This window comes from Dickeya sp. MK7 (assembly GCF_000406305.1).
GTDB lineage: Bacteria > Pseudomonadota > Gammaproteobacteria > Enterobacterales > Enterobacteriaceae > Dickeya > Dickeya fangzhongdai.
This window is the reverse complement of sequence record NZ_CM001984.1, coordinates 4,047,613-4,066,707: the sequence shown is the minus strand read 5'-3', so window position 1 is coordinate 4,066,707 and position 19,095 is coordinate 4,047,613. Positions and strand designations below refer to the sequence as shown.

General features: G+C 58.3%; 20 protein-coding genes. 6 read left to right on the top strand and 14 right to left on the bottom strand.

What is annotated here, in order from left to right; translation table 11 throughout:
• Positions 1-97 precede the first annotated feature (97 nt).
• The 4 genes from DXXMK7_RS17585 to DXXMK7_RS17570 all read left to right on the top strand — a co-directional run bounded on the left by DXXMK7_RS17585 (position 98) and on the right by DXXMK7_RS17570 (position 4,160).
• Complete coding sequence (locus tag DXXMK7_RS17585; RefSeq protein WP_038920199.1) at positions 98-1,384, top strand: four-carbon acid sugar kinase family protein; 1,287 nt, start codon at positions 98-100, stop codon at positions 1,382-1,384.
• A complete protein-coding gene (locus tag DXXMK7_RS17580) occupies positions 1,377-2,357 on the top strand; it encodes a D-threonate 4-phosphate dehydrogenase (protein WP_038665817.1) in 981 nt (326 codons plus the stop codon). Before DXXMK7_RS17585 ends, DXXMK7_RS17580 begins: the two co-directional genes overlap by 8 nt.
• A 227-nt stretch (positions 2,358-2,584) precedes the next feature.
• Complete coding sequence (locus DXXMK7_RS17575) at positions 2,585-3,412, top strand: DeoR/GlpR family DNA-binding transcription regulator (RefSeq protein WP_038920198.1); 828 nt, start codon at positions 2,585-2,587, stop codon at positions 3,410-3,412.
• Between the two features lie 250 nt (positions 3,413-3,662).
• Positions 3,663-4,160 carry a VOC family protein gene (locus DXXMK7_RS17570; RefSeq protein ID WP_038920197.1) on the top strand — a complete coding sequence of 166 codons (498 nt, stop codon included), beginning with the start codon at positions 3,663-3,665 and terminating at the stop codon, positions 4,158-4,160.
• Between the two features lie 71 nt (positions 4,161-4,231).
• Here DXXMK7_RS17570 and DXXMK7_RS17565 read toward each other — a convergent pair whose 3' ends face one another.
• The 11 genes from DXXMK7_RS17565 to DXXMK7_RS17520 all read right to left on the bottom strand — a co-directional run bounded on the left by DXXMK7_RS17565 (position 4,232) and on the right by DXXMK7_RS17520 (position 13,977).
• Positions 4,232-4,798 (bottom strand): TIGR00730 family Rossman fold protein, encoded by a 567-nt coding sequence (locus DXXMK7_RS17565; RefSeq protein WP_038920196.1) that lies wholly within the window; start codon positions 4,796-4,798, stop codon positions 4,232-4,234.
• 373 nt (positions 4,799-5,171) lie between these two features.
• Positions 5,172-5,813: an orotate phosphoribosyltransferase gene (gene pyrE, locus DXXMK7_RS17560; protein WP_038920195.1), complete on the bottom strand. Its 642-nt coding sequence runs from the start codon at positions 5,811-5,813 to the stop codon at positions 5,172-5,174.
• Positions 5,806-6,870 (bottom strand): quinone-dependent dihydroorotate dehydrogenase, encoded by a 1,065-nt coding sequence (locus tag DXXMK7_RS17555; protein ID WP_049842471.1) that lies wholly within the window; start codon positions 6,868-6,870, stop codon positions 5,806-5,808. The genes pyrE and DXXMK7_RS17555 overlap by 8 nt, the downstream gene beginning before the upstream one ends.
• Positions 6,863-7,699 carry a pyridoxal-phosphate dependent enzyme gene (locus DXXMK7_RS17550; protein WP_371206768.1) on the bottom strand — a complete coding sequence of 279 codons (837 nt, stop codon included), beginning with the start codon at positions 7,697-7,699 and terminating at the stop codon, positions 6,863-6,865. Before DXXMK7_RS17550 ends, DXXMK7_RS17555 begins: the two co-directional genes overlap by 8 nt.
• Positions 7,700-7,717: 18 nt before the next feature.
• Positions 7,718-7,897 (bottom strand): hypothetical protein, encoded by a 180-nt coding sequence (locus DXXMK7_RS22910; RefSeq protein WP_202960845.1) that lies wholly within the window; start codon positions 7,895-7,897, stop codon positions 7,718-7,720.
• A complete protein-coding gene (locus DXXMK7_RS17545; RefSeq protein WP_038920194.1) occupies positions 7,894-9,111 on the bottom strand; it encodes a Xaa-Pro peptidase family protein in 1,218 nt (405 codons plus the stop codon). The genes DXXMK7_RS22910 and DXXMK7_RS17545 overlap by 4 nt, the downstream gene beginning before the upstream one ends.
• A 4-nt stretch (positions 9,112-9,115) precedes the next feature.
• Complete coding sequence (locus tag DXXMK7_RS17540) at positions 9,116-9,472, bottom strand: NUDIX domain-containing protein (protein WP_038920192.1); 357 nt, start codon at positions 9,470-9,472, stop codon at positions 9,116-9,118.
• Positions 9,465-10,877 (bottom strand): 4-hydroxyphenylacetate 3-hydroxylase N-terminal domain-containing protein, encoded by a 1,413-nt coding sequence (locus DXXMK7_RS17535; RefSeq protein ID WP_038920191.1) that lies wholly within the window; start codon positions 10,875-10,877, stop codon positions 9,465-9,467. Before DXXMK7_RS17535 ends, DXXMK7_RS17540 begins: the two co-directional genes overlap by 8 nt.
• A gap of 506 nt (positions 10,878-11,383) precedes the next feature.
• Positions 11,384-12,262, bottom strand: coding sequence for a metal ABC transporter substrate-binding protein (locus DXXMK7_RS17530; protein WP_038920190.1), 879 nt, complete (start codon positions 12,260-12,262; stop codon positions 11,384-11,386).
• 111 nt (positions 12,263-12,373) lie between these two features.
• Positions 12,374-13,228, bottom strand: coding sequence for a metal ABC transporter permease (locus tag DXXMK7_RS17525; RefSeq protein ID WP_038665848.1), 855 nt, complete (start codon positions 13,226-13,228; stop codon positions 12,374-12,376).
• Entirely contained in the window at positions 13,225-13,977 is a 753-nt protein-coding gene (locus DXXMK7_RS17520) for a metal ABC transporter ATP-binding protein (protein WP_107760414.1), read from the bottom strand. Before DXXMK7_RS17520 ends, DXXMK7_RS17525 begins: the two co-directional genes overlap by 4 nt.
• 384 nt (positions 13,978-14,361) lie before the next feature.
• Between DXXMK7_RS17520 and DXXMK7_RS17515 the strand changes: the two genes are divergently transcribed.
• Together DXXMK7_RS17515 and DXXMK7_RS17510 are read left to right on the top strand one after the other, a co-directional pair.
• Positions 14,362-15,297, top strand: coding sequence for an extracellular solute-binding protein (locus DXXMK7_RS17515; RefSeq protein ID WP_038920188.1), 936 nt, complete (start codon positions 14,362-14,364; stop codon positions 15,295-15,297).
• Between the two features lie 8 nt (positions 15,298-15,305).
• Complete coding sequence (locus tag DXXMK7_RS17510; RefSeq protein ID WP_038920187.1) at positions 15,306-16,058, top strand: molybdenum ABC transporter permease; 753 nt, start codon at positions 15,306-15,308, stop codon at positions 16,056-16,058.
• Between the two features lie 19 nt (positions 16,059-16,077).
• On the opposite strand, the gene DXXMK7_RS17505 is transcribed toward DXXMK7_RS17510, so the two are convergent.
• The 3 genes from DXXMK7_RS17505 to DXXMK7_RS17495 are packed head-to-tail and all read right to left on the bottom strand — an operon-like array spanning position 16,078 to position 18,851.
• A complete protein-coding gene (locus tag DXXMK7_RS17505) occupies positions 16,078-16,989 on the bottom strand; it encodes a BadF/BadG/BcrA/BcrD ATPase family protein (protein WP_049842466.1) in 912 nt (303 codons plus the stop codon).
• On the bottom strand, positions 16,986-17,534 hold the full coding sequence (locus DXXMK7_RS17500) for a glucosamine kinase (RefSeq protein WP_038920186.1): 549 nt from the start codon (positions 17,532-17,534) through the stop codon (positions 16,986-16,988). The genes DXXMK7_RS17505 and DXXMK7_RS17500 overlap by 4 nt, the downstream gene beginning before the upstream one ends.
• Positions 17,535-17,543: 9 nt before the next feature.
• Positions 17,544-18,851 carry an ABC transporter substrate-binding protein gene (locus DXXMK7_RS17495; protein ID WP_038921115.1) on the bottom strand — a complete coding sequence of 436 codons (1,308 nt, stop codon included), beginning with the start codon at positions 18,849-18,851 and terminating at the stop codon, positions 17,544-17,546.
• Positions 18,852-19,095 lie beyond the last annotated feature (244 nt).

The following is a 19,095-nucleotide window of genomic DNA, read 5'->3' as shown; positions in this document are numbered from 1 at the left end:
GGTTAAATTGGTTTTGAATAATTTGATGTTGCTCACATATAATCAAACGTGATTCAATATAATCATTTTCAGGTAATCGAACTGACGGAGAGCGGTTATGTCGGACGGGCGTGAACTCACCCGGATATTGGTGGTGGCGGATGACTTCACCGGCGCCAACGATGCGGGCGTCGGACTGGCGCTGCAGGGCGCACGGGTGAATGTGATGTTTGACACCGCGGCGATCCGTGCCGGGCAGCCGGATGACGCGCTGGTGGTCAACACCGACAGCCGTGCGGTCGCGGCTTCGCTGGCGGCGGAACGTACCGCGCAGGCGGTGGGAATGTGGCGTAAAAGCGGCGCACGCGGCTGGATTGTCAAAAAGGTGGACTCCACGTTGCGCGGCAACCCGGGCGCGGAAATCGAAGCCGCGCTGAACGCCGCCGATCTGTCGCTGGCGCTGATAGCGCCTGCGGCGCCGGCGCTGGGCCGCATCACCCGTGACGGGCAGGTATGGGTGCACGGTAAGTTGCTGACCGACACCGAGTTCGCCAGCGACCCGAAAACGCCGGTGCGTTCGGCGTCAATCGGCGAGCGGCTGGCGGAACAGACCGGCCTGGCGCAGGCGGCGCTGTCTCTGAACGAGATTCGCGGCGGCGATCTGGCGGCGCGCCTGCAACAGTTGCAGCACAGCGGGATACGGCTGGTGGTGCTGGACGCCGAATGCCAGCAGGACCTCGACCGTATTATTGACGCGGCGGCGCAACTGGCGGAAAAACCGCTGCTGGTCGGCTCCGCCGGGTTGAGCGAGGCGCTGGCGCAACATCTGGCGTTTCCGGCGCCCTGTCGCGCGTTGCTGGCGGTGATTGGTTCGATGAGTGAAATCGCTCAATTGCAGATCAAAGCGGTCAGCCAGCGGCCGGACGTCACGCTGATTGACCTGGATATCGCCGGATTGCTGGCGACCGGCGACGACACGCTGGCGCAAACGTGCTGGCAGGCGGCGGCGGTGCTGGCGGCGGGCCGCCACTGCGTGATTCGTACCTGTCACGACGATAACCAGCGATTTGAGGTGGACCGTCTGTGCCAGCGCTACGGCATGAGCCGTCAGCAACTGGGAGACACGATCAGTCGCCGGCTGGGTGAGCTGACGCGGCAAATTGTGCAGCGTCAGCGGCCGGGCGGGCTCTATTTATCCGGCGGGGATATCGCCATTGCCGCGGCGACCGCATTGCAGGCCAGCGGATTCCGTATCAATGGACAGATTGCATCCTGCGTACCCTGGGGGCGTCTGCTGGACAGTCTGGTAGGCGATATTCCCGTGATGACGAAAGCGGGCGGGTTTGGCGATGAGGCCACCCTGCTAAATGTTTTGCGATTTATTGAGGAGAGCGCGTGTGAGTAAAATTATTGCGGTAACTATGGGCGACCCGGCGGGCATCGGCCCGGAAATCATCATCAAATCGTTGGCGGAAGGCGAGTTGTCCGGCGCACCGGCGGTGGTAGTGGGCTGCGTGCAGACGCTGCGCCGCATTCTGGCGTTAGGCGTTGTGCCGCAGGTGGAGCTGAACGAGATTACGCGTCCTGCCGAAGCGCGTTTTGCGCCTGGCGTTATCAACGTGATCAACGAACCGCTGGCTGATCCGCAGGGCCTGAAAAAAGGGGTGGTGCAGGCGCAGGCCGGCGATCTGGCGTATCGTTGCGTGAAACGCGCCACCGAACTGGCGATGGCGGGCGAGGTACATGCCATTGCCACCGCGCCGCTGAACAAAGAAGCGCTGCATTCCGCCGGGCATCTCTATCCGGGGCACACCGAACTGCTGGCGAAGCTGACCAACAGCCGCGACTACGCGATGGTGCTGTACACCGACAAACTGAAGGTGATCCACGTTACTACCCATATTGCGCTGCGCAAGTTCCTGGATACGTTGAATCGTGAACGGGTGGAAACCGTGATTGCGATGGCGGACACCTTCCTGAAACGCGTCGGCTACCAGGCGCCGCGCATCGCCGTGGCCGGGGTGAACCCGCACGCGGGCGAGAACGGCCTGTTCGGCGACGAAGAGATCACTATCGTCGGCCCGTCCATCGAGGCGATGAAAGCCAAAGGCATCGACGCCTACGGCCCGTGCCCGCCGGATACCGTCTACCTGCAGGCGTACGAGGGGCAATACGACATGGTGGTGGCGATGTACCACGATCAGGGGCACATTCCGCTCAAGCTGCTGGGCTTTTATGACGGCGTGAATATCACCGCCGGACTGCCGTTTATCCGCACCTCCGCGGACCACGGCACCGCGTTTGATATCGCCTGGACAGGTAAAGCGAAGTCTGAGAGCATGGCGATCTCTATCAAATTAGCGATGCAACTGGCCTGATAGAATCGCAGAGTATATACCCTAAATAATTCGAGTTGCAGAAAGGCGGCAACCGAGTGAATCCCCAGGAGCTTACATGAGTAAGTGACTGGGGTGAGTGACAAATTGGCGTAAGCCGATTTGAACGCTGCTAGCAGCGGCCCCGAAGGGGCGAGGCCCATGAAATGGGGCGAGTAACGCAGCCAACGCATCTGCAACTTGAAGTATGACGGGTATGATTTTTTTGAATACGTCGTGGGGCACACACATTGACTGATACGTTGCGCATAAGCGGAGAACGCGTGAAAGGACAAAGCCGTCTCGATCAGATTCTGGACTATCTGAAAAGCCATAATCTGGTGACGGTGGATGAACTTGTGACGGTCATTGATGCGTCCCCGGCGACGATTCGCCGCGATTTGATCAAGCTGGACGAGCAGGGCGTCATCAGCCGTAGCCACGGCGGGGTGACGCTCAACCGCTTTATCCCTTCCCAGCCGACCACCAATGAAAAGCTGCAGCGCAATCTGTCGGAAAAACAGGCCATTGCGCGGCAGGCGGCGTCGCTGGTGCAGCCCGGCAACGCGGTAGTGCTAGATGCCGGCACCACCATGCTGGAGCTGGCGCGCAATTTAACGCATCTGCCGCTGCGGGTGATCACCGCCGATTTGCAGATCGCGCTGTTTCTCTCCGAGTTCAAGCAGATCGAAGTGACGATCATCGGCGGGCGCATCGACGACAGCAGTCAGTCCTGCATCGGTGAGCACGGTCGCCGTTTACTGCGCAGCGTCTATCCAGACATCGCCTTTATCAGTTGCAACTCCTGGAGTCTGGAGAAAGGCATCACCACGCCCACCGAGGAAAAAGCCGGCATCAAGCAGGATCTGGGCACGAACGCCAGCCGCCGGGTGTTGCTGGCGGACAGCAGCAAATACGGCGCCTACTCGCTGTTCTGTGTGTCGCCGTTGTCTGAACTGACCGATATCATCACCGACAGCGATTTGCCGCCGGAGGTGGAGCGCCAGCTGCGGGCGCAGCCGTTCAATCTGCAACTGGTGAACGTGGCGGGCCGCTGACCGGCGGCTTTGCCTTTATTCTCTATTTCCCTTTATTCCCCATTTCCCTTTACTCTCTATTTCTCTTCACTCTCTATTTCTCTTTACTCTTGCGTTGCTCTTCACTCTCTTTTTCCTTCGTTGTCTTGCCCGTTTTGATTTCCTCCGGCTCATGCGTACGGCGACTTTGGTTGCCGGAAATCGGCATATGTTCCACCGCGATAGTGTGTCAGGATGACTGCTTATACCATCAGGCTACAAGGAGATAAGCATGGGGATTACCCGCCTGAATCACGCGGTGCTGTATGTGTCCGACGTGGAGAAAAGCACCGCATTCTACCGCGATACGTTAGGTTTTCGCCCCAAACCGGGCGGCAGTCAGGCCGTGTTTACCCAGGCGGCGGAATCGGATAACGATCATGATCTGGCGCTGTTCGCCAAAAATCTCGGTCAGCAGCGGGCCGGCGTGTTTCGCGCCCGCGGCGAGCAGCCCGGCGAACATGAGCCGCCGGCGGGGTTGTACCATCTGGCGTGGGAAGTGGATACGCTGCATGAACTGAAGCGGATTCGTGACCGGCTGGCGCAAGACGGGCGGCTGGGGCTGGAGGAAGACCACGGCGTACACAAGAGCGTGTACGGCCACGACCCGGACGGCCTGCTGTTTGAGGTCACCTGGTTTATTCCCGCCGACCAACTGACGGACGCGGACCGCGATCACCAGGGCATTCAGCCGCTGGACTTCGAGCGCGAACTGGCGCGTTTCGGTTGATTGATGACGTTTCGGTTGATTAATGAATAGTTAAAAAGCTGAGGCACGGCTGCCTCAGCGTAGCGCTGCGGTTATTTATCCCACTTGGCTTTGGGCGGAACATAGGACAGTGCGCTATCCAGCACCGCTTCCGGGCGGTCGGAAACAATCAGCATGTCGAGGTACTCTTTTTTCATGAAGCCTTCGGTGACGATCTTGTTCACGAAGGTGATGTATTCGTCGTAATAGCCATTCACGTTGAACAGGATGCAGGGCTTGTGATGAATGCCCAGCTGCGCCCAGGTCCACTGTTCGATGATCTCTTCGAGCGTACCGGCGCCGCCCGGCAGCGCGATGAATACATCCGACAGTTCGGCCATTTTCGCTTTGCGTTCATGCATATCCGCGGTGATGACCAGCTCCGTCAGTTTCGGGTGGGCAATCTCTTTTTCCACCAGATGTACGGGCATGACTCCGGTCACGGAGCCGCCGTGCTGCAACGCGGTATCCGCCACCAGCCCCATCAGGCCCACTTTGCCGCCGCCGTAGACAATACCGGCCTCTTTCCCGACCAGATATTGAATAAGTTTTTCGGTTTCCTGCTGATAAATATTGTTATTGCCAGGCGCGGAACCACAGAATACGCAGAAATTTAACATATATTCCCTTTTAGTCAGGCGGTGCCAGCAATGAAATAAATCCAGAGTCTGGCGCTGCGGGCAAATATACCGGAGAGCAATGAGGGTACTGGAAGTGTCAGGGGCAATCAAGCGATGTTATTCAGCGAGAAATAGCCGGTAATATATTCTTCCTGCTTCAGGTTGTCGGTGTGATAAATGATAAGCGAAATAATAATCTACTGATTTTAAAATAAACCCTAACTGGTTTCGTTAATTATTATTCGGATGGTTTATGAGAGCGATTCACCGCCTGACAGCGGTATCGCGCAAGCATATATCCGTCATCCTGTGCGTTGGTTCCCCAGTCACCTGCTGATGCTGGTGACTGGGAATTCACTGCGTCGCCGCGGTGTTACTGGCAGTAGCGCGATAGATAGGCTTCCATCCGGCGAACCTGTTCGGCGTGCTGAGGTCGCTGGCGCATCACCTGCAGGATATCCGCGATGGTGGTCAGCGCGGATACGCGGAATGTGTTTTCCTGTCGAACGCTTTCCAGCGCATATCGCCCGCTGTCGTCCGCTTCCTGCCGGTCGATAGCCACAATATAGTCGGTGATGACGCCTTGTTGCTCCGTTACCCGTTCGCGTGTTTCCGCTACGGTTTTGCCGGAGGTCATGACGTCATCCAGCACGATCAGCGGTTGGTTGGCGATATCGGCGCCGATGGTAATGCCGCCGTCGCCGTACTGCTTCGCTTCCTTGCGATTGAAGACGTAGCTGATACCCGGTTTACGTCCGGATAACGCCAGCGCGGTGGCGATCGCCAATGGAATGCCTTTATAGGCCGGGCCATAAATAATATTCGCGGAGATATTTTCCTGCAGAATATATTCAGCGTAGAAGTTTGCCAGCGTATTGAGCTTTTCTGCTGAGGAGAACCGGCTGAAATTGAAAAAATAAGGGCTTTGTCGTTTGGATTTTAGCGTGAAGTCGCCAAAAATAATGATCTCGGCGTCAACAATAAATTTGGCGACGCGCGCTGATAAATCACTCATAGTAACTTCCTTTTATTGAAGATAAATGACGAATGCCTTGCTGGTCCATAATTTCCCGCAGTTGCCGCAGCATGGTGTAAATAATGCCGGGGCCGTGATAGACAAACGACGTTAATATTTGCACCAGATCGGCGCCGCGAATAATGCGGTCGTAAATATCCTGCCCGGTGAACAGGCCGCCGGAGGCGATAATCGCCAGTCTGTTTTTAGCCAGCGGATAGACGCGTTCCAGCATCTGTTCCGACAGCTTTTTCAGCGCCAGGCCGGACAAGCCGCCGCCAAGCGAGCGGGCTTTCGGGTGGTCGATGCTCTCTCTTTGCGTGGTGGTGTTGCTGACGATAATCCCATCCACCTGATGCTCGATGAGCAGTTCAATCAGGTCACGAACGGCGCTGTGTTCCATGTCGGGCGAGAGCTTGAACAAGATTCTGGCCGGTGCCGACGATGCCTGCCGGAGGGACTGGACCGTCGCCAGTACCGGGCGCAGGTGCTTTTCGTCGACCAGACTGCGCAGGCCCGGCGTATTGGGCGACGAGAAATTGAGAGTGATGAAATCTACCTGTTCCATCAGCCTCGATGCGCAGGTCGCATAATCTTGCAGCGGATCGTCGCTGTGTTTGTTTTTGCCGATGTTGATCCCCACCGGCGTGTCGCGTCGAACCTGAGCCAGATTGGCGGCAACGTAATCCAGCCCGCGGGAGTTGAAGCCATACTGGTTGATCAGGCTCTGCTGTTTGGGAAACCGGAACAGCCTCGGCTTGGGGTTGCCCGGCTGCGGCAAAGGCGTCACCGCGCCCGCCTCGACGAAGGAAAACCCCAGCGCCGCCAGCGCATTCACGGCTTGTGCATCTTTGTCAAAACCGGCCGCCAGCCCAATCGGGTGCGAAAAATGCCTACCCAGCAACGGTTGCGACATACCGGCCGTCAGCTCGGCCGACAGCGTTCCTGCGCGGATGCGCGGCGCATAGCGCAGTCCGTTGATGGCGCAACGGTGTGCGAATTCCGGCGGCAGACGGCGCAGCACGTGGGTAATCAGGCGATGAAGGTGCTCAGTCATAATCGTACGGATTGAAATGGGTGATGTGATGCTGCAGCGCCGGTCTGTCGAGCAGCGCGACCCCTTTGCGCTGTAGCCAGTCGCGATCGTAAAGGCTATCCAGATAGTTGACGCCGGTGTCCGGCGCGACCACGACCACGCTGTTGATATCGCTGCGTTGCAGCGCAACCAGACCGGCGAAGAGCACCAGACCTGCCGACCCGCCCAACAACAGCCCGCGGCTGGCGGCAATCTCGTGACACATCGAAATCGCCAGTTGGTCCGGCACTTTCATGATGTCGTCGAATTGCTCCAGCGCCGTATTGTCTGACCGCCAGGCCAGCCCGATGCCGTTGAGCAGATAAGGCCGAAACTGGCCGCCCAGCACGGCGGAGCCGACGACATCGCAGGCCAGTACTTTCTTGCCGGGGTGGCGCGCCTTGATGCCTTTGGCGATGCCGGAAAGATGACCGCCGGTGCTGACGCAGCCCACCAGCATGTCGAACGCCAGATCGTCAAATTCACCGGCGGTATTGGCTTCGTGATAGGCGGGATTGTCAGGGTTGTCGTACTGATTCGGCCAATAGGCGTTCGGGAGCCGGTTCAGCAGTTCTTTGACTTTTTCGATGCGCCGGGATTGGTAACCGCCGCTGGCGTCCGGCTCGGTAACGCAAATCACCTCGGCGCCGTAGGCTTTGAACCAGTTGAGCGTGGTTTGCGAAATTTTCGGGTCAACGACCACCATGACCTTGATGCCCAGCGAGGCGCCGATCATCGCTAGCGACTTGCCCAGATTACCCGAGGTGGATTCGACGATGACGCCGTCCCGTTTCAGCCGCCCGTCCGCCAGCGCCTGACTGATAAGTCCCTAGGCGGTGCGATCCTTGATGCTCAGATTAGGATTGAACTGCTCCAGTTTGATGTAGCAGGATTTTCCTGCCGGCACGAAATCATGCTGCAACCGATAGACCGGGGTGTGACCGATCAGTTCGTGAGTATGGTTGACGATCTGGGTGTGATTGACGGTTTGGGTATGGTGTTCGCTCATAGTGACATTCCTTTAATGACAGTCCATTCAGGCGCCCATTCGCGGGTCAGGCAGATATTGTGCTGGCGGGCAACCAGCAGCGGAGATTCAATGTGCAGCGCCCCGGTGCCAAACTGGTAGTAGGGCGTTTCGACGGACAGGACCATGCCTTCTTCAATCGGCGTCGTGTCGTTGGGGCCCAGTAGCGGCAGTTCATACGGCTCCAGCCCGATGCCGTGTCCGACGTGATGGCGGCGGTAGTGAAACAGGCCTCTGCTGTTAATCTTGTCCATCACCATATGAAAGACGTCCCGCCCCGTCATACCGGGTTCAATCTGTTGCAGTGCGAGGTCCATGCCTTGCTTCAGCGCGCCGTACTTTTCCCGGTACTCCTCGTTGTCGTGATCGAAAATCACGGTACGGGCGATATCGGACCAGAACCCCTGATAACTGGCGTCGGCGTCGAACCAGAGTACGTCGCCGCGTTGCAGACGGTTCTCCACGCGAGGCAGGCGTTGCCCGCCGACGGCATGCCGGCCGATTTTCAACATCGTAAGATCGGGAATGCTGCCGTCACCCGCCAGCGAGGCATTGAATAGCCGGACGATTTCGGTTTCCGGCATGCCGGCGTGTACGTGCTCGCAGACATGGCGCACGGCTTTTTCGTTGTTGATGGCGGAGGTGGACAACTGTTCGATTTCAAACGCGGTTTTGACCTGCCGGGTGCGGCGCAGCATGGCGGCAAACGGCACAAAGCGGATCGCCGGGAATGTGCGCTGCAACGTGAGCAGCGTCATGGCGTGCAGGCCGTCTTCGTCGATGCCGATTCGGCGCATTTCGGGGGAAATCAGCGCGGCGACAGCCTGTATTAACGCGGTTTCCGCATCGGCGAACGCCGTGTTCTGGCAGGAATAAGACTGCAGACGACGTTCCTCGTCGGTGAGCATGACTTCATCGTTCGGCTCACGGAAAAACGTGCCGTAGGTATGCACCAGCCCGATATTGCCTGGGCTATCCAGCACCTGATCGATTTCGCCGATCGCATGCACCAGGTGGATCTGTCCGACGTTGCTGGCGGTAATCATGACGTAGCATTCGCCCTGATAAGGCCGCAGCGTTTTCACCACGGGCATAAAGCCGGAAAAATATTTGATGTTCTGCGCCGTTGCGGCGATAACCATCTCAACATCATGCTCTTGCATGATGCTTTTTAGACGACTTGAATGATAAATCATATTGTCACCTGATAAATGCGGTCACCAGCGGCGCTACCTCGACATCGCCGGAAGTAATATATTTCACCTGTTCAATTTCATTATCCGGCCGAATATCCAGTGACACCGACGTTGTAAAACAATGCAGCAGCGTGTCGTCGGAATAATCATGCGATGGGCCGATAACGCTGCGCAGATACGTCATGTCTTCTTCGCGTAACTGGATATTCAATTCTTCCTGCAATTCCCGAATTAATGCGGTGCGAATATTCTCTCCGTCATTAATTTTGCCGCCCGGTAGATACCAGACATTCTTATTTCGGGGTTTTACGACCAGCAATTGATTATTCAGATAATGAACCAGGCAGGCGCATCTAATCATGGTTTCTCTCCTGGCAGGATGAATGCAGCAGTTGATCGAGCGTAGCGAGGAGATCCCGTTTGTCATATTCCTGATGATGTTTGGCGGCAATACGCAGCGGATCGCCGGCGTGGTAGATTTCATACACCATTTGTCGCTGGCCGAAGCCGTCGCCGGTCAGGTCCCAGCCCAGATTCAGCAGCGCGGTCCGGTATGGATCGAACAGTTCGTCCTGCTGCTGCGGCGGCAGAACGCCCAGCGTGACGGCATCGGGAATCGATAGCATCGAACCCGCGCACAGCGACTGGATAGTTTGCTGCATGTCTTTGTACCATAAAGGGAAATGGTAGCGGATCGCCTGAATGGCGCTGATGTCGGGGTTGCAGACGCCGTGGTCGTCGATGGTCGCCGCGTTTTCGGCAAGCTGGATAGCGCCTTTGAGCAAATCAAGGCTGGTGGTCATACGCCCCAACTTCTCCTGCACGTGCAGAAACCGGTCCAGCCCCAGCGTTTGCGCAATGCGGGTGGCGACGCCGGTCAGCAATTCGGCTTTGGCTTGCCCCCGGATGATGCCCTGATGGCCGGTATGGTTGCGGGCCTTGGTTCTGTCGTAGAACGCGTTGGATTTCTCCACGTCGCGGAAAATCAGCACCCGTTCCCAGGGCACCTGAACGTTATCCAGCAGCAGCAGGCAGTCGATTTCATCAAACAGATTGGCGATGGGATGGTCGAGCGGCGAGTGTTCCGGATAGGTCAGGGTTTTGCGGCACAGCATCCTGAGATTGGGGTCGGTGACATCAAGGGTAAAGGCGATGGCGAAGTCTTTGTCGTTCTCGGTCAGGCCGGGCATGTTAAAGATCAGCACTTCGTCGGAAACCGGCGTCAGCGTGGCGATCATCTTGGCGCCGCTGACGGTAATGCCGTTGCTGTCGTAGTGGGTTACCCTGACGCCGGCGGATGGGCTGCGCAGTTCGGACAGCGCGCGGCTGCGGTCCACCTGCGGATTGATGGCCGCATGCGAGACATACAGGTTATTCTCCCGGCAGTAGTCGTAATAACGGCGGGCGTTATGCGCGTAATCGCAATACTGATCGTGTCCCAGCGCTTCCGCATGACTGGCGATGGCCGCAATCGCGCTGTTGATGAAGTCCGGCGTTCTGCCCAGCATGCCGTAGGAGGTGTCCGCCACCGCTTTGTAGGAACGGCCTTTTTGTCTCAGGTCTTCAATGGAGCGGGGGATCAGCAGGCTGGCGGCGTACTCGTGATTAACCAGATGTACGGCCGGGTCCTGCTGCTGTAATTCATAATAGCGATTGATAAACCGAATAGCGCCGCAGAACATGGGATGTCGGGAGAGATGACTGACCGGTTCGCCATTAACATAAACATTCCGGGGTTTTTGCATCCTCTGTAGATAATCAGACATAAATCCTCTGTTAAATTCCGTTTCGGTAAAACCGTGAATAGGGACGAGAATTGTCCCTGCCTTCAACAATGAATAATTGTCTCTTTCATCAATCGATATACCCGTCATACTTCAGGTTGCAGGTGTGTTGTTCAACACGCAGGTGTGTTGCCCCGCAACGTGAATTAGTCAGGTATAAAACGCCAATAATCCATCATGTCTGGAAATATCCGACATGGCGGCGTATTTCAGGGTGCTGGTTAAATATATGGGTGATGCAATGTTGCCTTATTGTAACGAAAGGCATACTACGCTTTTTTATTCGGAATGCAAACGGTTGCTTTTTTCGTGGAATAGAGGGTTTTGAATAAATTAAAATTTAAATTAATTTCTAATAAATGCTTTTATTATATTTTTATCGCGTTGGGTTTTTTATTTTGTCGATATAATTTGAAGGGTTTTTATTGCGTCGCCCGACGCTGCCGCCGGGCGAAATAAGAAAATAGCCGTGGCCGGTTTTATCCCGATTACTTCATGCCTGCCGCAATGGTGTCGACGTTGTGTTTAAACGCGGCGGTGTAGGTAGCGGCCGGGCCGTTGCTGTCGGTCAGCGCTTCCGGATAGAGTTCGCCGCCCGGCTGCGCGCCGCTGGCGTCGGCGATCTGTTTCACCAGTCGCGGATCGGTCTGATTCTCGATGAAGTACAGTTTCACGTGCTCTTTCTTGATCTGATTGATCAGTTTGGCGACGGTTTTGCTGCTGGCTTCGGACTCGGTGGAGTAACCGATCGGCGACAGGAAACGTACGCCGTAGGCGGCGGCGAAATAGCCGAAGGCGTCATGACTGGTCAGCACCTTGCGCTTTTCCTTCGGAATAGCGGAAAACGTTTGGGTGGCGTAGTCATCCAGTTGTTGTAGCTGCTGAATGTAGCTGTCGCCCTGTTTGCGGTAATCATCGGCGTGTTCCGGGTCGGCTTTGACCAGCGCATCGACGATATTGTGGGCGTAGGTGATGCCGTTTTTCATGCTGTTCCAGGCGTGCGGGTCGGTGACGGTTTTACCGTCTTCTTCCATTTTCAGGGTTTTGATGCCTGTGGAGGCGGTGATGACGTCGCCTTTGTAGCCGGAGGCTTTGATCAGACGGTCCAGCCAGCCTTCCAACCCGAGGCCGCTGACGAACACCACGTCGGCCTGCGACAGGGTTTTACTGTCTTTCGGCGACGGTTCGAACTCATGCGGGTCGCCGTTCGGCTGCACCAGGTCGGTCACGCGCACGTGCTGGCCGCCAATCTGGCTGACCATGTCGCCCAGTACCGAAAAACTCGCCACCACATTCAGATCTTTCGCCATCGCCAGCGGGCTCAACAACAGGCTGGACAGCGCCATAACCAAAACAGAACGTTTCATCTTTTCCCTCTCAGTGTATTTGTGACGGACAATGTATTTATGACGGACAATGTATTTGTGACAGGCAGTGTGCTTGTGACAGACAGCGTGTCATGCAAAAACCATCAAATATCAGCGGCGCGTACGCAACATGCCGCCATTCGAGCCGAACAGTACCGAAAAACAGAACAACAGCGTGGTAGTGAGGATCACCGCCGGGCCGGCCGGCAGGTCGGCGTAATAAGACCAGGTTAGCCCCACCAGACTGGCGCAGGCGCCGATGCCCACCGCCACCATCAGCATGACCGGCAGGCGCTGGCTCCAGAAGCGGGCGCAGGCGGCGGGCAGCATCATCATGCCGACCGCCATCAGCGTGCCGAGCAACTGGAAGCCCGCCACCAGATTCAGCACCACCAGCGACAGAAACAGACCGTGGATCAAGGCGCGCGAGCGGCGCGACAGGATCTTCAGGAAGGTGACGTCAAACGATTCGATCACCAGCGCCCGGTAGATCAACGCCAGCACCAGCACCGAGCAGGAACTGATGACGCCAATGGTGATCAGCGCGTCGGCGTCGATGGCCAGAATCGATCCGAACAGCACATGCAGCAGGTCGACGCTGGAACCGCGCAGCGATACCAGCGTCACCCCCAGCGCCAGCGAGCCGAGATAAAACCCGGCGAAACTGGCGTCTTCCTTCAATTCGGTGTGACGGCTGACCACGCCGGACAGCATCGCCACCGCCAGCCCGGCGATAAACCCGCCCACGCCCATCGCCACCAGCGACATGCCGGAAATCAGGTAGCCGATCGCCACGCCGGGCAGCACCGCGTGAGACAGCGCATCGCCGATCAGACTCATGCGGCGCAGTAACAGAAAACAGCCGAGCGGCGCCGCGCTCAGGGTCAGCGCCAGACAGCCCACCAGCGCCCGGCGCATGAAACCAAAATCGCCGAACGGTTCGGTCAATAAATGAATCAGCATCATGGCACCAGCCTCAGTTGCGGCGGCATAGCTGTTTGCAAAGATGTTGTTGCTTGCAAAGGCGTGGTTACGCCGGTTGTGGACGACAGCACCTCGCCGCAGTCGCCCCAGCGGTGGCCTTCCGGGTGGAGCATCAGCACGCGGGGGAAGTGGGCTTCCACCTGTTCCAGGTCGTGCAGCACCGCCAGAATGGTGCGGCCTTCCTGATGCAATTGCCGGATCACCGTCAGCAGCGCGCGGGTGGTCTGGGCATCAATGCCGGTGAAGGGCTCATCCAGCAGGATCACCGGCGACTGCATCACCAGCAGCCGGGCAAACAGGACGCGCTGCAACTGGCCGCCGGAAAGCGTGCCGATGTGCGCCTGCGCGAATTCCGCCATGCCGACGGTATCCAGCGCATTGAGCGCGTTTTTGCGCCATGCGCCGGAAATGCGCCCGAACATGCCGCAGTGCGGTACGCACCCCATCAGCACCAGATCGTTGACGCTGAGCGGAAACTGGCGGTCGAACTCGGTCAGTTGCGGCAGGTAGCCCAGTTGGCGGCGCGCCTGCGGCGCCATGCAGAAATGACCGCCAAGCGGCGGCAACAAACCGGCCAGGGTTTTAAGCAGGGTGGATTTACCGGTGCCGTTGGCGCCGACGATCGCGGTCAGCGAACCGCTGTCAAAACAACCGTCCAGCGTGCCCAGCGGGGGCTGGCCGGTATAGCCGAACATCAGTGTATGTAGTGTTATCGAGTGTGGTGCAATCATGCCAGCGTCACCGCCCAGGAAATCAGACCCCATAACAGCGCCAGCACAACACCGGCGATACCCAGCCGGGCAAAAGCGGAAAAAGCGTAAAGACTGGTCACAGTATCCTCCATCATTATCGTTATAATATAACATAACGATTTTGCGCCAGCTGACGAGAGGTAAAAAAATGTGTCTGAATCGTAAGGCGGCAAGCCGACGAAGAAAACGTCGTGGCGAAAGGCGTTATCGAGGAATTTCAATGTATTGACGTCGCTGCCCGGCCCTGTAACGCCTTACAGCACGATCGGGATCACATATTTTGTCGCATTTTATTTTTTGAATTTGCCCGCATTCAGGAGGAACCTCGTTGTTTCTTTTTGTATATAACGGATGGAGTCGAGAGTGAACATTCGGGTTAGGTATCAACTGGCTGCCGTATTGGCGGCCGCGCTATTTGGGGGCAGCGTCGCGCAGGCGCAGGATAAAATTCAGTTAACCTATGCCGGGTCGATGGGCGTGGTGATGGACAAGGCGTTGGGGCCGACGTTCGCCAAAAAAGAGAACCTGACCTATCAGGGACAGGGGCAAGGCGCGTACGGTATGGCGCGCCTGCTGGCCAGCAAGAAGGTGGTGGCGGACGTATTCGTGTCGATCACGCCGGGGCCGATGCAGATTCTGAAAGACGCCGGACTGATCGACGACGCCATCCCGGTCGCCAGTACCCGTATGGTCATCGCCTACAACCCGAAAAGCCCGTTTGCCGCCAGACTGGCGGCGTCCGATAAGGCGAAAAACAGTGATTGGCTGAGCGTGTTGCAAGACAAATCGCTGAAATTCGGCCGCACCGATCCGTATAACGACCCACAGGGACAGAATATCGTCTTCACCATGCTGCTGGCCGAGAAGTACTACCATCAGCCGGATGCCGCCAAAAAGGCGCTGGGCGAGGTGCAGAACCCGGCGCAGGTGTTCATGGAAGGCGGGCTGCTGACCCGGCTGGAATCCGGCCAGATCGACGCCACCTCCGGTTACGAAAGCGCGGTACGCTCCGCCAAACTGCCGTATGTGTCGCTGCCGGATGAGATCAACCTCAGCAACCCGGCGATGTCGAAACAGTGGTATGACACCGTTAGCTTCACCATCAAAGACAGCGCGGGCAAAGATCAGGTGCTGCACACCCAGCCGCTGGTGTTCTACGCCGCGGTGCTGAAAAACGCGCCCGATGCGGCGCAGGCCCGTAAATTCGTCGACTTTATGTTAAGCGCGGAAGGGCAGGCGCTGTTCCGCCAGAACGGCTACGACGTTCCGAAAGGAACCGCGCTCTACGCCGCGAAGTAACCGCCGCGATGGCGTTTTGGCTGGCGATACCGGCACTGCTGCTGTTGGCGGTGCCGTTTGTCACGCTGCTGGGCATTACGCCGTGGCATCATTTCCAACTGGCGTGGGGCGACGGCGACGCTATCGCCGTTTCCGTCTGCCTCGGCCTGCTGTCGATCGCGCTGGTGATACTGCTGGGGTTGCCGGTGGCGCTCTGGCTGGCGCGCGCGAATAGCTCTCGCCGCCGCTGGCTGGTGGAACTGCTGGTGATGATCCCGCTGCTGACGCCGCCGCTGGCGATGGGCATCCTGCTGGTGTCGGTGTACGGACCGTACAGTCCGATCGGCGGTCTGTTATCCCGCGTCGGGCTGGCGCTGGTGAATAACCCGGCGGCGTTCGTGACGGCGCAGGTGTACGGGGCTTTGCCTTATTTCATCACCGCGGCGCGCTCCGCTTTCGCCGGTATTCCGGCGGCGGTGGACGAGGCCGGACGCATTCTGGGGGCCACCGCCTGGCAACGCCTGCTCTACCTGACCTTGCCGCAGGCCGCTTCCGGGCTGGCGGCGGCTGTCGCCATCGCCTGGGTGCGGGCGATGGGCGAATTCGGCATCGTGATGATTTTCGCCTATTTTCCACAAGGCATCCCGGTGAAGCTGTATATCAACCTGCAAAATGACGGCGTGGACGCGGTGTACGCACTGGTGTGGCTGCTGCTGGCGATGACGTTGCCGCTGCCGTTGCTCTGCCTGCGCTGGGCGACGCAGCGACAGGCGCGTGCGTGAGGTATCAGCGGTGTGAACGTCAGGCGTAGAGCGCGTAACGGTTGACGGCGATCAGCCGCGCGCCGTCCAGCGCGTCGCCGGCGGGCGGCGACAGCCGCTGTTGCCATGCTTCGGCCAGCCAGGGACGGATATGCAAACCGATGCTGCCCATCAGCGACAGGCGGGGCGGTTCATGTTTCGCCACCGCAGTGAGCAGCCCTTCAATTTCACGGGCGGTCTGTTGCAGCAGGCTGGTCGCCAGCGCATCGCCCTGACGGGCGCAGTCAAATACCGGTCGGGCGAAACGGGCGTAATCGCCCGGCTTGGCCTGATTCAGCCAGTCCGTCGCTTGCGCGTCGCCGTCAAACGGCAGCGCCTGCTGGCGGCTTAATGCCGACGGCGCCGCCCAACCCTGTTTGACTCCCCAGAGATATTGCAGCGCCGCCAGCCCGAGACGCGCGCCGCTGCCCTGATCGGAAATCGGAAATTCGTGGCCGCCGTAAGCGGTGATGGCGCGTTGATGCCATGCCAGCCCGCACGAGCCGGTGCCGGCGATCACCACCCCGGCGTCTGCTCCCTGATTTACCGCCAGACAGGCGCCCAGCGCATCGGTATTCAACACCTGCGCGGCGTAGGAATGCGGCAAAGCCAGAAACGCCTGATAAGCGCTGCGGTGTTCGGCGCCGGCCAGCGCCAGCCCGACGTGCAGACGCGAGCTGTCCTGCTCGCCCAATCCGCTGTGTTTCAGCGCCTGCATCAGCGCGTCGTCCACCGCCTGACGCACCGTTTCCACGCCCAGCAGCAGATTGGCGCGACCGCCGCCGCCCTGACCGAGCGGCGTGCCGTCGGCCCGGTAAATCCGTGCCCGACAGCCGGTGCCGCCGCCGTCAACGCCGGCATAAAGCGTTTCTCCAGCATAGGGTATGTCAGTGGCATAAGGCGCGGCGGTCATGAGCGAGCCTCCTGCGTGAAATAAGGGAGACAGGCCGCCGCCAGCGCGCCGCTAAAGCAGACCTGCTCCGGCTGGCGTGCCTCAGACATGCGCAGCAACGCCGCCAGTTCACGGGCGCTGCATTTTAGCAGCGGCACCGCCAGCGGGTCGTCCGGCTGCGCGAGAATATCGGCCGCCAGCGCGGCGTAATCACCGGCCTGCGCCTGCTTCGACCAATCCACCACCTGTTCGATGTGGTTGTCGAAACGGGCAAACAGCGTGCCGGCCAGCGGCGTGAGCGGCGTCATACCTTCCACCGCCTGCAGCATCGCCTGCACGCCCCACAGCCCGAGCCTTGCCTGACTGGCCGGGTCGCCCACCGGAAACAGGCTGCCGCCGTAGCGTTGCAGCCGACCTTGCCGCCAGCACAGCAGCCGGGTGAAGGTGCCGGTCACCACCAAAAAACGGTCTTCATCCGGCCACCGTTGCTGGCAGAGGTCGTTTTCCGTCTGCCAGTCGAACGGCGTGTCGCCATCGATGGGCAGGTGAATCAGCTGGCGTTTCATACCCCTCCGTTACTGAGCTTTCTGCTGCTGACGGTTGGCGGCGATGGTCTGATTGAGCCGTTTCACGTCGTTTTCCGTCAGGCGCAGATACTCGTCATAGGACACCTGATTGTTCAGGTACTGGGTAAAACGGGTCAGGATAATCGGGTACAGCTCGTTGCCGCCCAGACTTTCCATTTTCTCCCAGTCGAACACGTAGGCCGGGATGTTGGCGATCTCGGCGCGGGCGGTGTTCAGCCCGTCGATCACGTGCTGATCCTTGGTCTGGTAATGCAGATCCGGAATGTCAGCGCCGACGATGATATTAAAGTGCTCGGCAATGTCTCGCTGGTTGGCGTCGCTGCCCAGCCATTCCATGAATTCCGCCACTTCTTTCGGATGCTTGGTGGTCTTGAACGGCATGATGAAGGTGGCGCCGCCCATCGAGATACATTTTTCCTTACAGGGAGCGGGCAGCATTTTCCAGTCGAAGCCGTTGCCGATCTGCTTGCTGAACTGGTTCAACTGCCAGTTGCCGGAGAAGTAGGTGACGATGTTGCCGTTCACAAAATCGTCCGCCATGCTCTTGTACTGACCGCCGCCGGCGGCGCCCCACATTTCACGCGGGAAGATGCCTTCGTCCGACCAGCGCTTCAGATCCTTGATCCACGCCTGCGCAGCGGCGTCCGGGAAGTTGATCAGGCCGTCTTTGTCGTAGCGCGTGCCGTAGGAGTAGGCCGGGCCGGAGAAGCGAAAACCACTGCGGTCAATGGTGAAGGGAATGGCGACGCCGGTTTTTTCCGCCACCTGTTTCGACGCCTGCATCAGCTGCTCCAGGGTGTAACCTGGTTGCGGCAGCGGCACGCCGGCCTGCTGGAACAGGGTCACGTTGACGAACGGCAGGTCGGCGGTCCAGGAGGCGACGAAGCCGGGCAGGGCGTTATCCTTGTGTACCCCTTTGATGCGCATGATTTTTTCAATACTGGCGCCGTAGCGTTTTTCAAAACCGGCCGGGTCGGCCAGATAAGGGCGCAGGTCGAGCGTGTAGGAGAGCAGGCCCATCTGGGTGGTTTTGGCGATATCCGGCCCCAGACCGGCGGCCAGTTGCATCGGCAACTGGGTTTGCAGCGCGTTGTAGCCGGTGCTGACGAAATTCACGTCGATGTGATCGTTGCTTTGTGAAAACGTCTTAACCTTCTGCTCCATGAAATGGACCAGCTCCGGATCGTCGTCGCTGTATAAAAAGGTGATTTGCGTTTTGGCGGCAATGGCATTGCTGCTGGCAAAAGCGCCCAGCGTCATAAAGGAAAATAACAGCGCGTGCTGATAGCGATTCATCATACTCTCCCACCCATATGGATATATATACCCGTCATACTTCAAGTTGCCGGTGCGTTGGCTTCCCTCACTCACCCCAGTCACTTACTTATGTAAGCTCCTGGGGATTCACTCGGTTGCCGCCTTCCCGCAACTCGAATTATTTTGGGTAGCCCCGTCATACTTCAAGTTGCTGGAAGTTGCAGGCGCGTTGGCTTTATTACTCCGGGTATATTCGACAGCCCTGATGCGTTATGCAAATTTG

Coding starts and splice junctions, on each gene's coding strand:
- DXXMK7_RS17505 (WP_049842466.1), bottom strand. CDS start 16,989: ATGACCGCCGCGCCTTATGCCACTGACATACCCTATGCTGGAGAAACG.
- DXXMK7_RS17530 (WP_038920190.1), bottom strand. CDS start 12,262: ATGAAACGTTCTGTTTTGGTTATGGCGCTGTCCAGCCTGTTGTTGAGC.
- DXXMK7_RS17525 (WP_038665848.1), bottom strand. CDS start 13,228: ATGATGCTGATTCATTTATTGACCGAACCGTTCGGCGATTTTGGTTTC.
- DXXMK7_RS17535 (WP_038920191.1), bottom strand. CDS start 10,877: ATGTCTGATTATCTACAGAGGATGCAAAAACCCCGGAATGTTTATGTT.
- DXXMK7_RS17520 (WP_107760414.1), bottom strand. CDS start 13,977: ATGATTGCACCACACTCGATAACACTACATACACTGATGTTCGGCTAT.
- DXXMK7_RS17500 (WP_038920186.1), bottom strand. CDS start 17,534: ATGAAACGCCAGCTGATTCACCTGCCCATCGATGGCGACACGCCGTTC.
- DXXMK7_RS17555 (WP_049842471.1), bottom strand. CDS start 6,870: ATGACTGAGCACCTTCATCGCCTGATTACCCACGTGCTGCGCCGTCTG.
- DXXMK7_RS17570 (WP_038920197.1), top strand. CDS start 3,663: ATGGGGATTACCCGCCTGAATCACGCGGTGCTGTATGTGTCCGACGTG.
- DXXMK7_RS22910 (WP_202960845.1), bottom strand. CDS start 7,897: ATGAGCGAACACCATACCCAAACCGTCAATCACACCCAGATCGTCAAC.
- DXXMK7_RS17510 (WP_038920187.1), top strand. CDS start 15,306: ATGGCGTTTTGGCTGGCGATACCGGCACTGCTGCTGTTGGCGGTGCCG.
- DXXMK7_RS17565 (WP_038920196.1), bottom strand. CDS start 4,798: ATGTTAAATTTCTGCGTATTCTGTGGTTCCGCGCCTGGCAATAACAAT.
- DXXMK7_RS17545 (WP_038920194.1), bottom strand. CDS start 9,111: ATGATTTATCATTCAAGTCGTCTAAAAAGCATCATGCAAGAGCATGAT.
- pyrE (WP_038920195.1), bottom strand. CDS start 5,813: ATGAGTGATTTATCAGCGCGCGTCGCCAAATTTATTGTTGACGCCGAG.
- DXXMK7_RS17585 (WP_038920199.1), top strand. CDS start 98: ATGTCGGACGGGCGTGAACTCACCCGGATATTGGTGGTGGCGGATGAC.
- DXXMK7_RS17540 (WP_038920192.1), bottom strand. CDS start 9,472: ATGATTAGATGCGCCTGCCTGGTTCATTATCTGAATAATCAATTGCTG.
- DXXMK7_RS17495 (WP_038921115.1), bottom strand. CDS start 18,851: ATGAATCGCTATCAGCACGCGCTGTTATTTTCCTTTATGACGCTGGGC.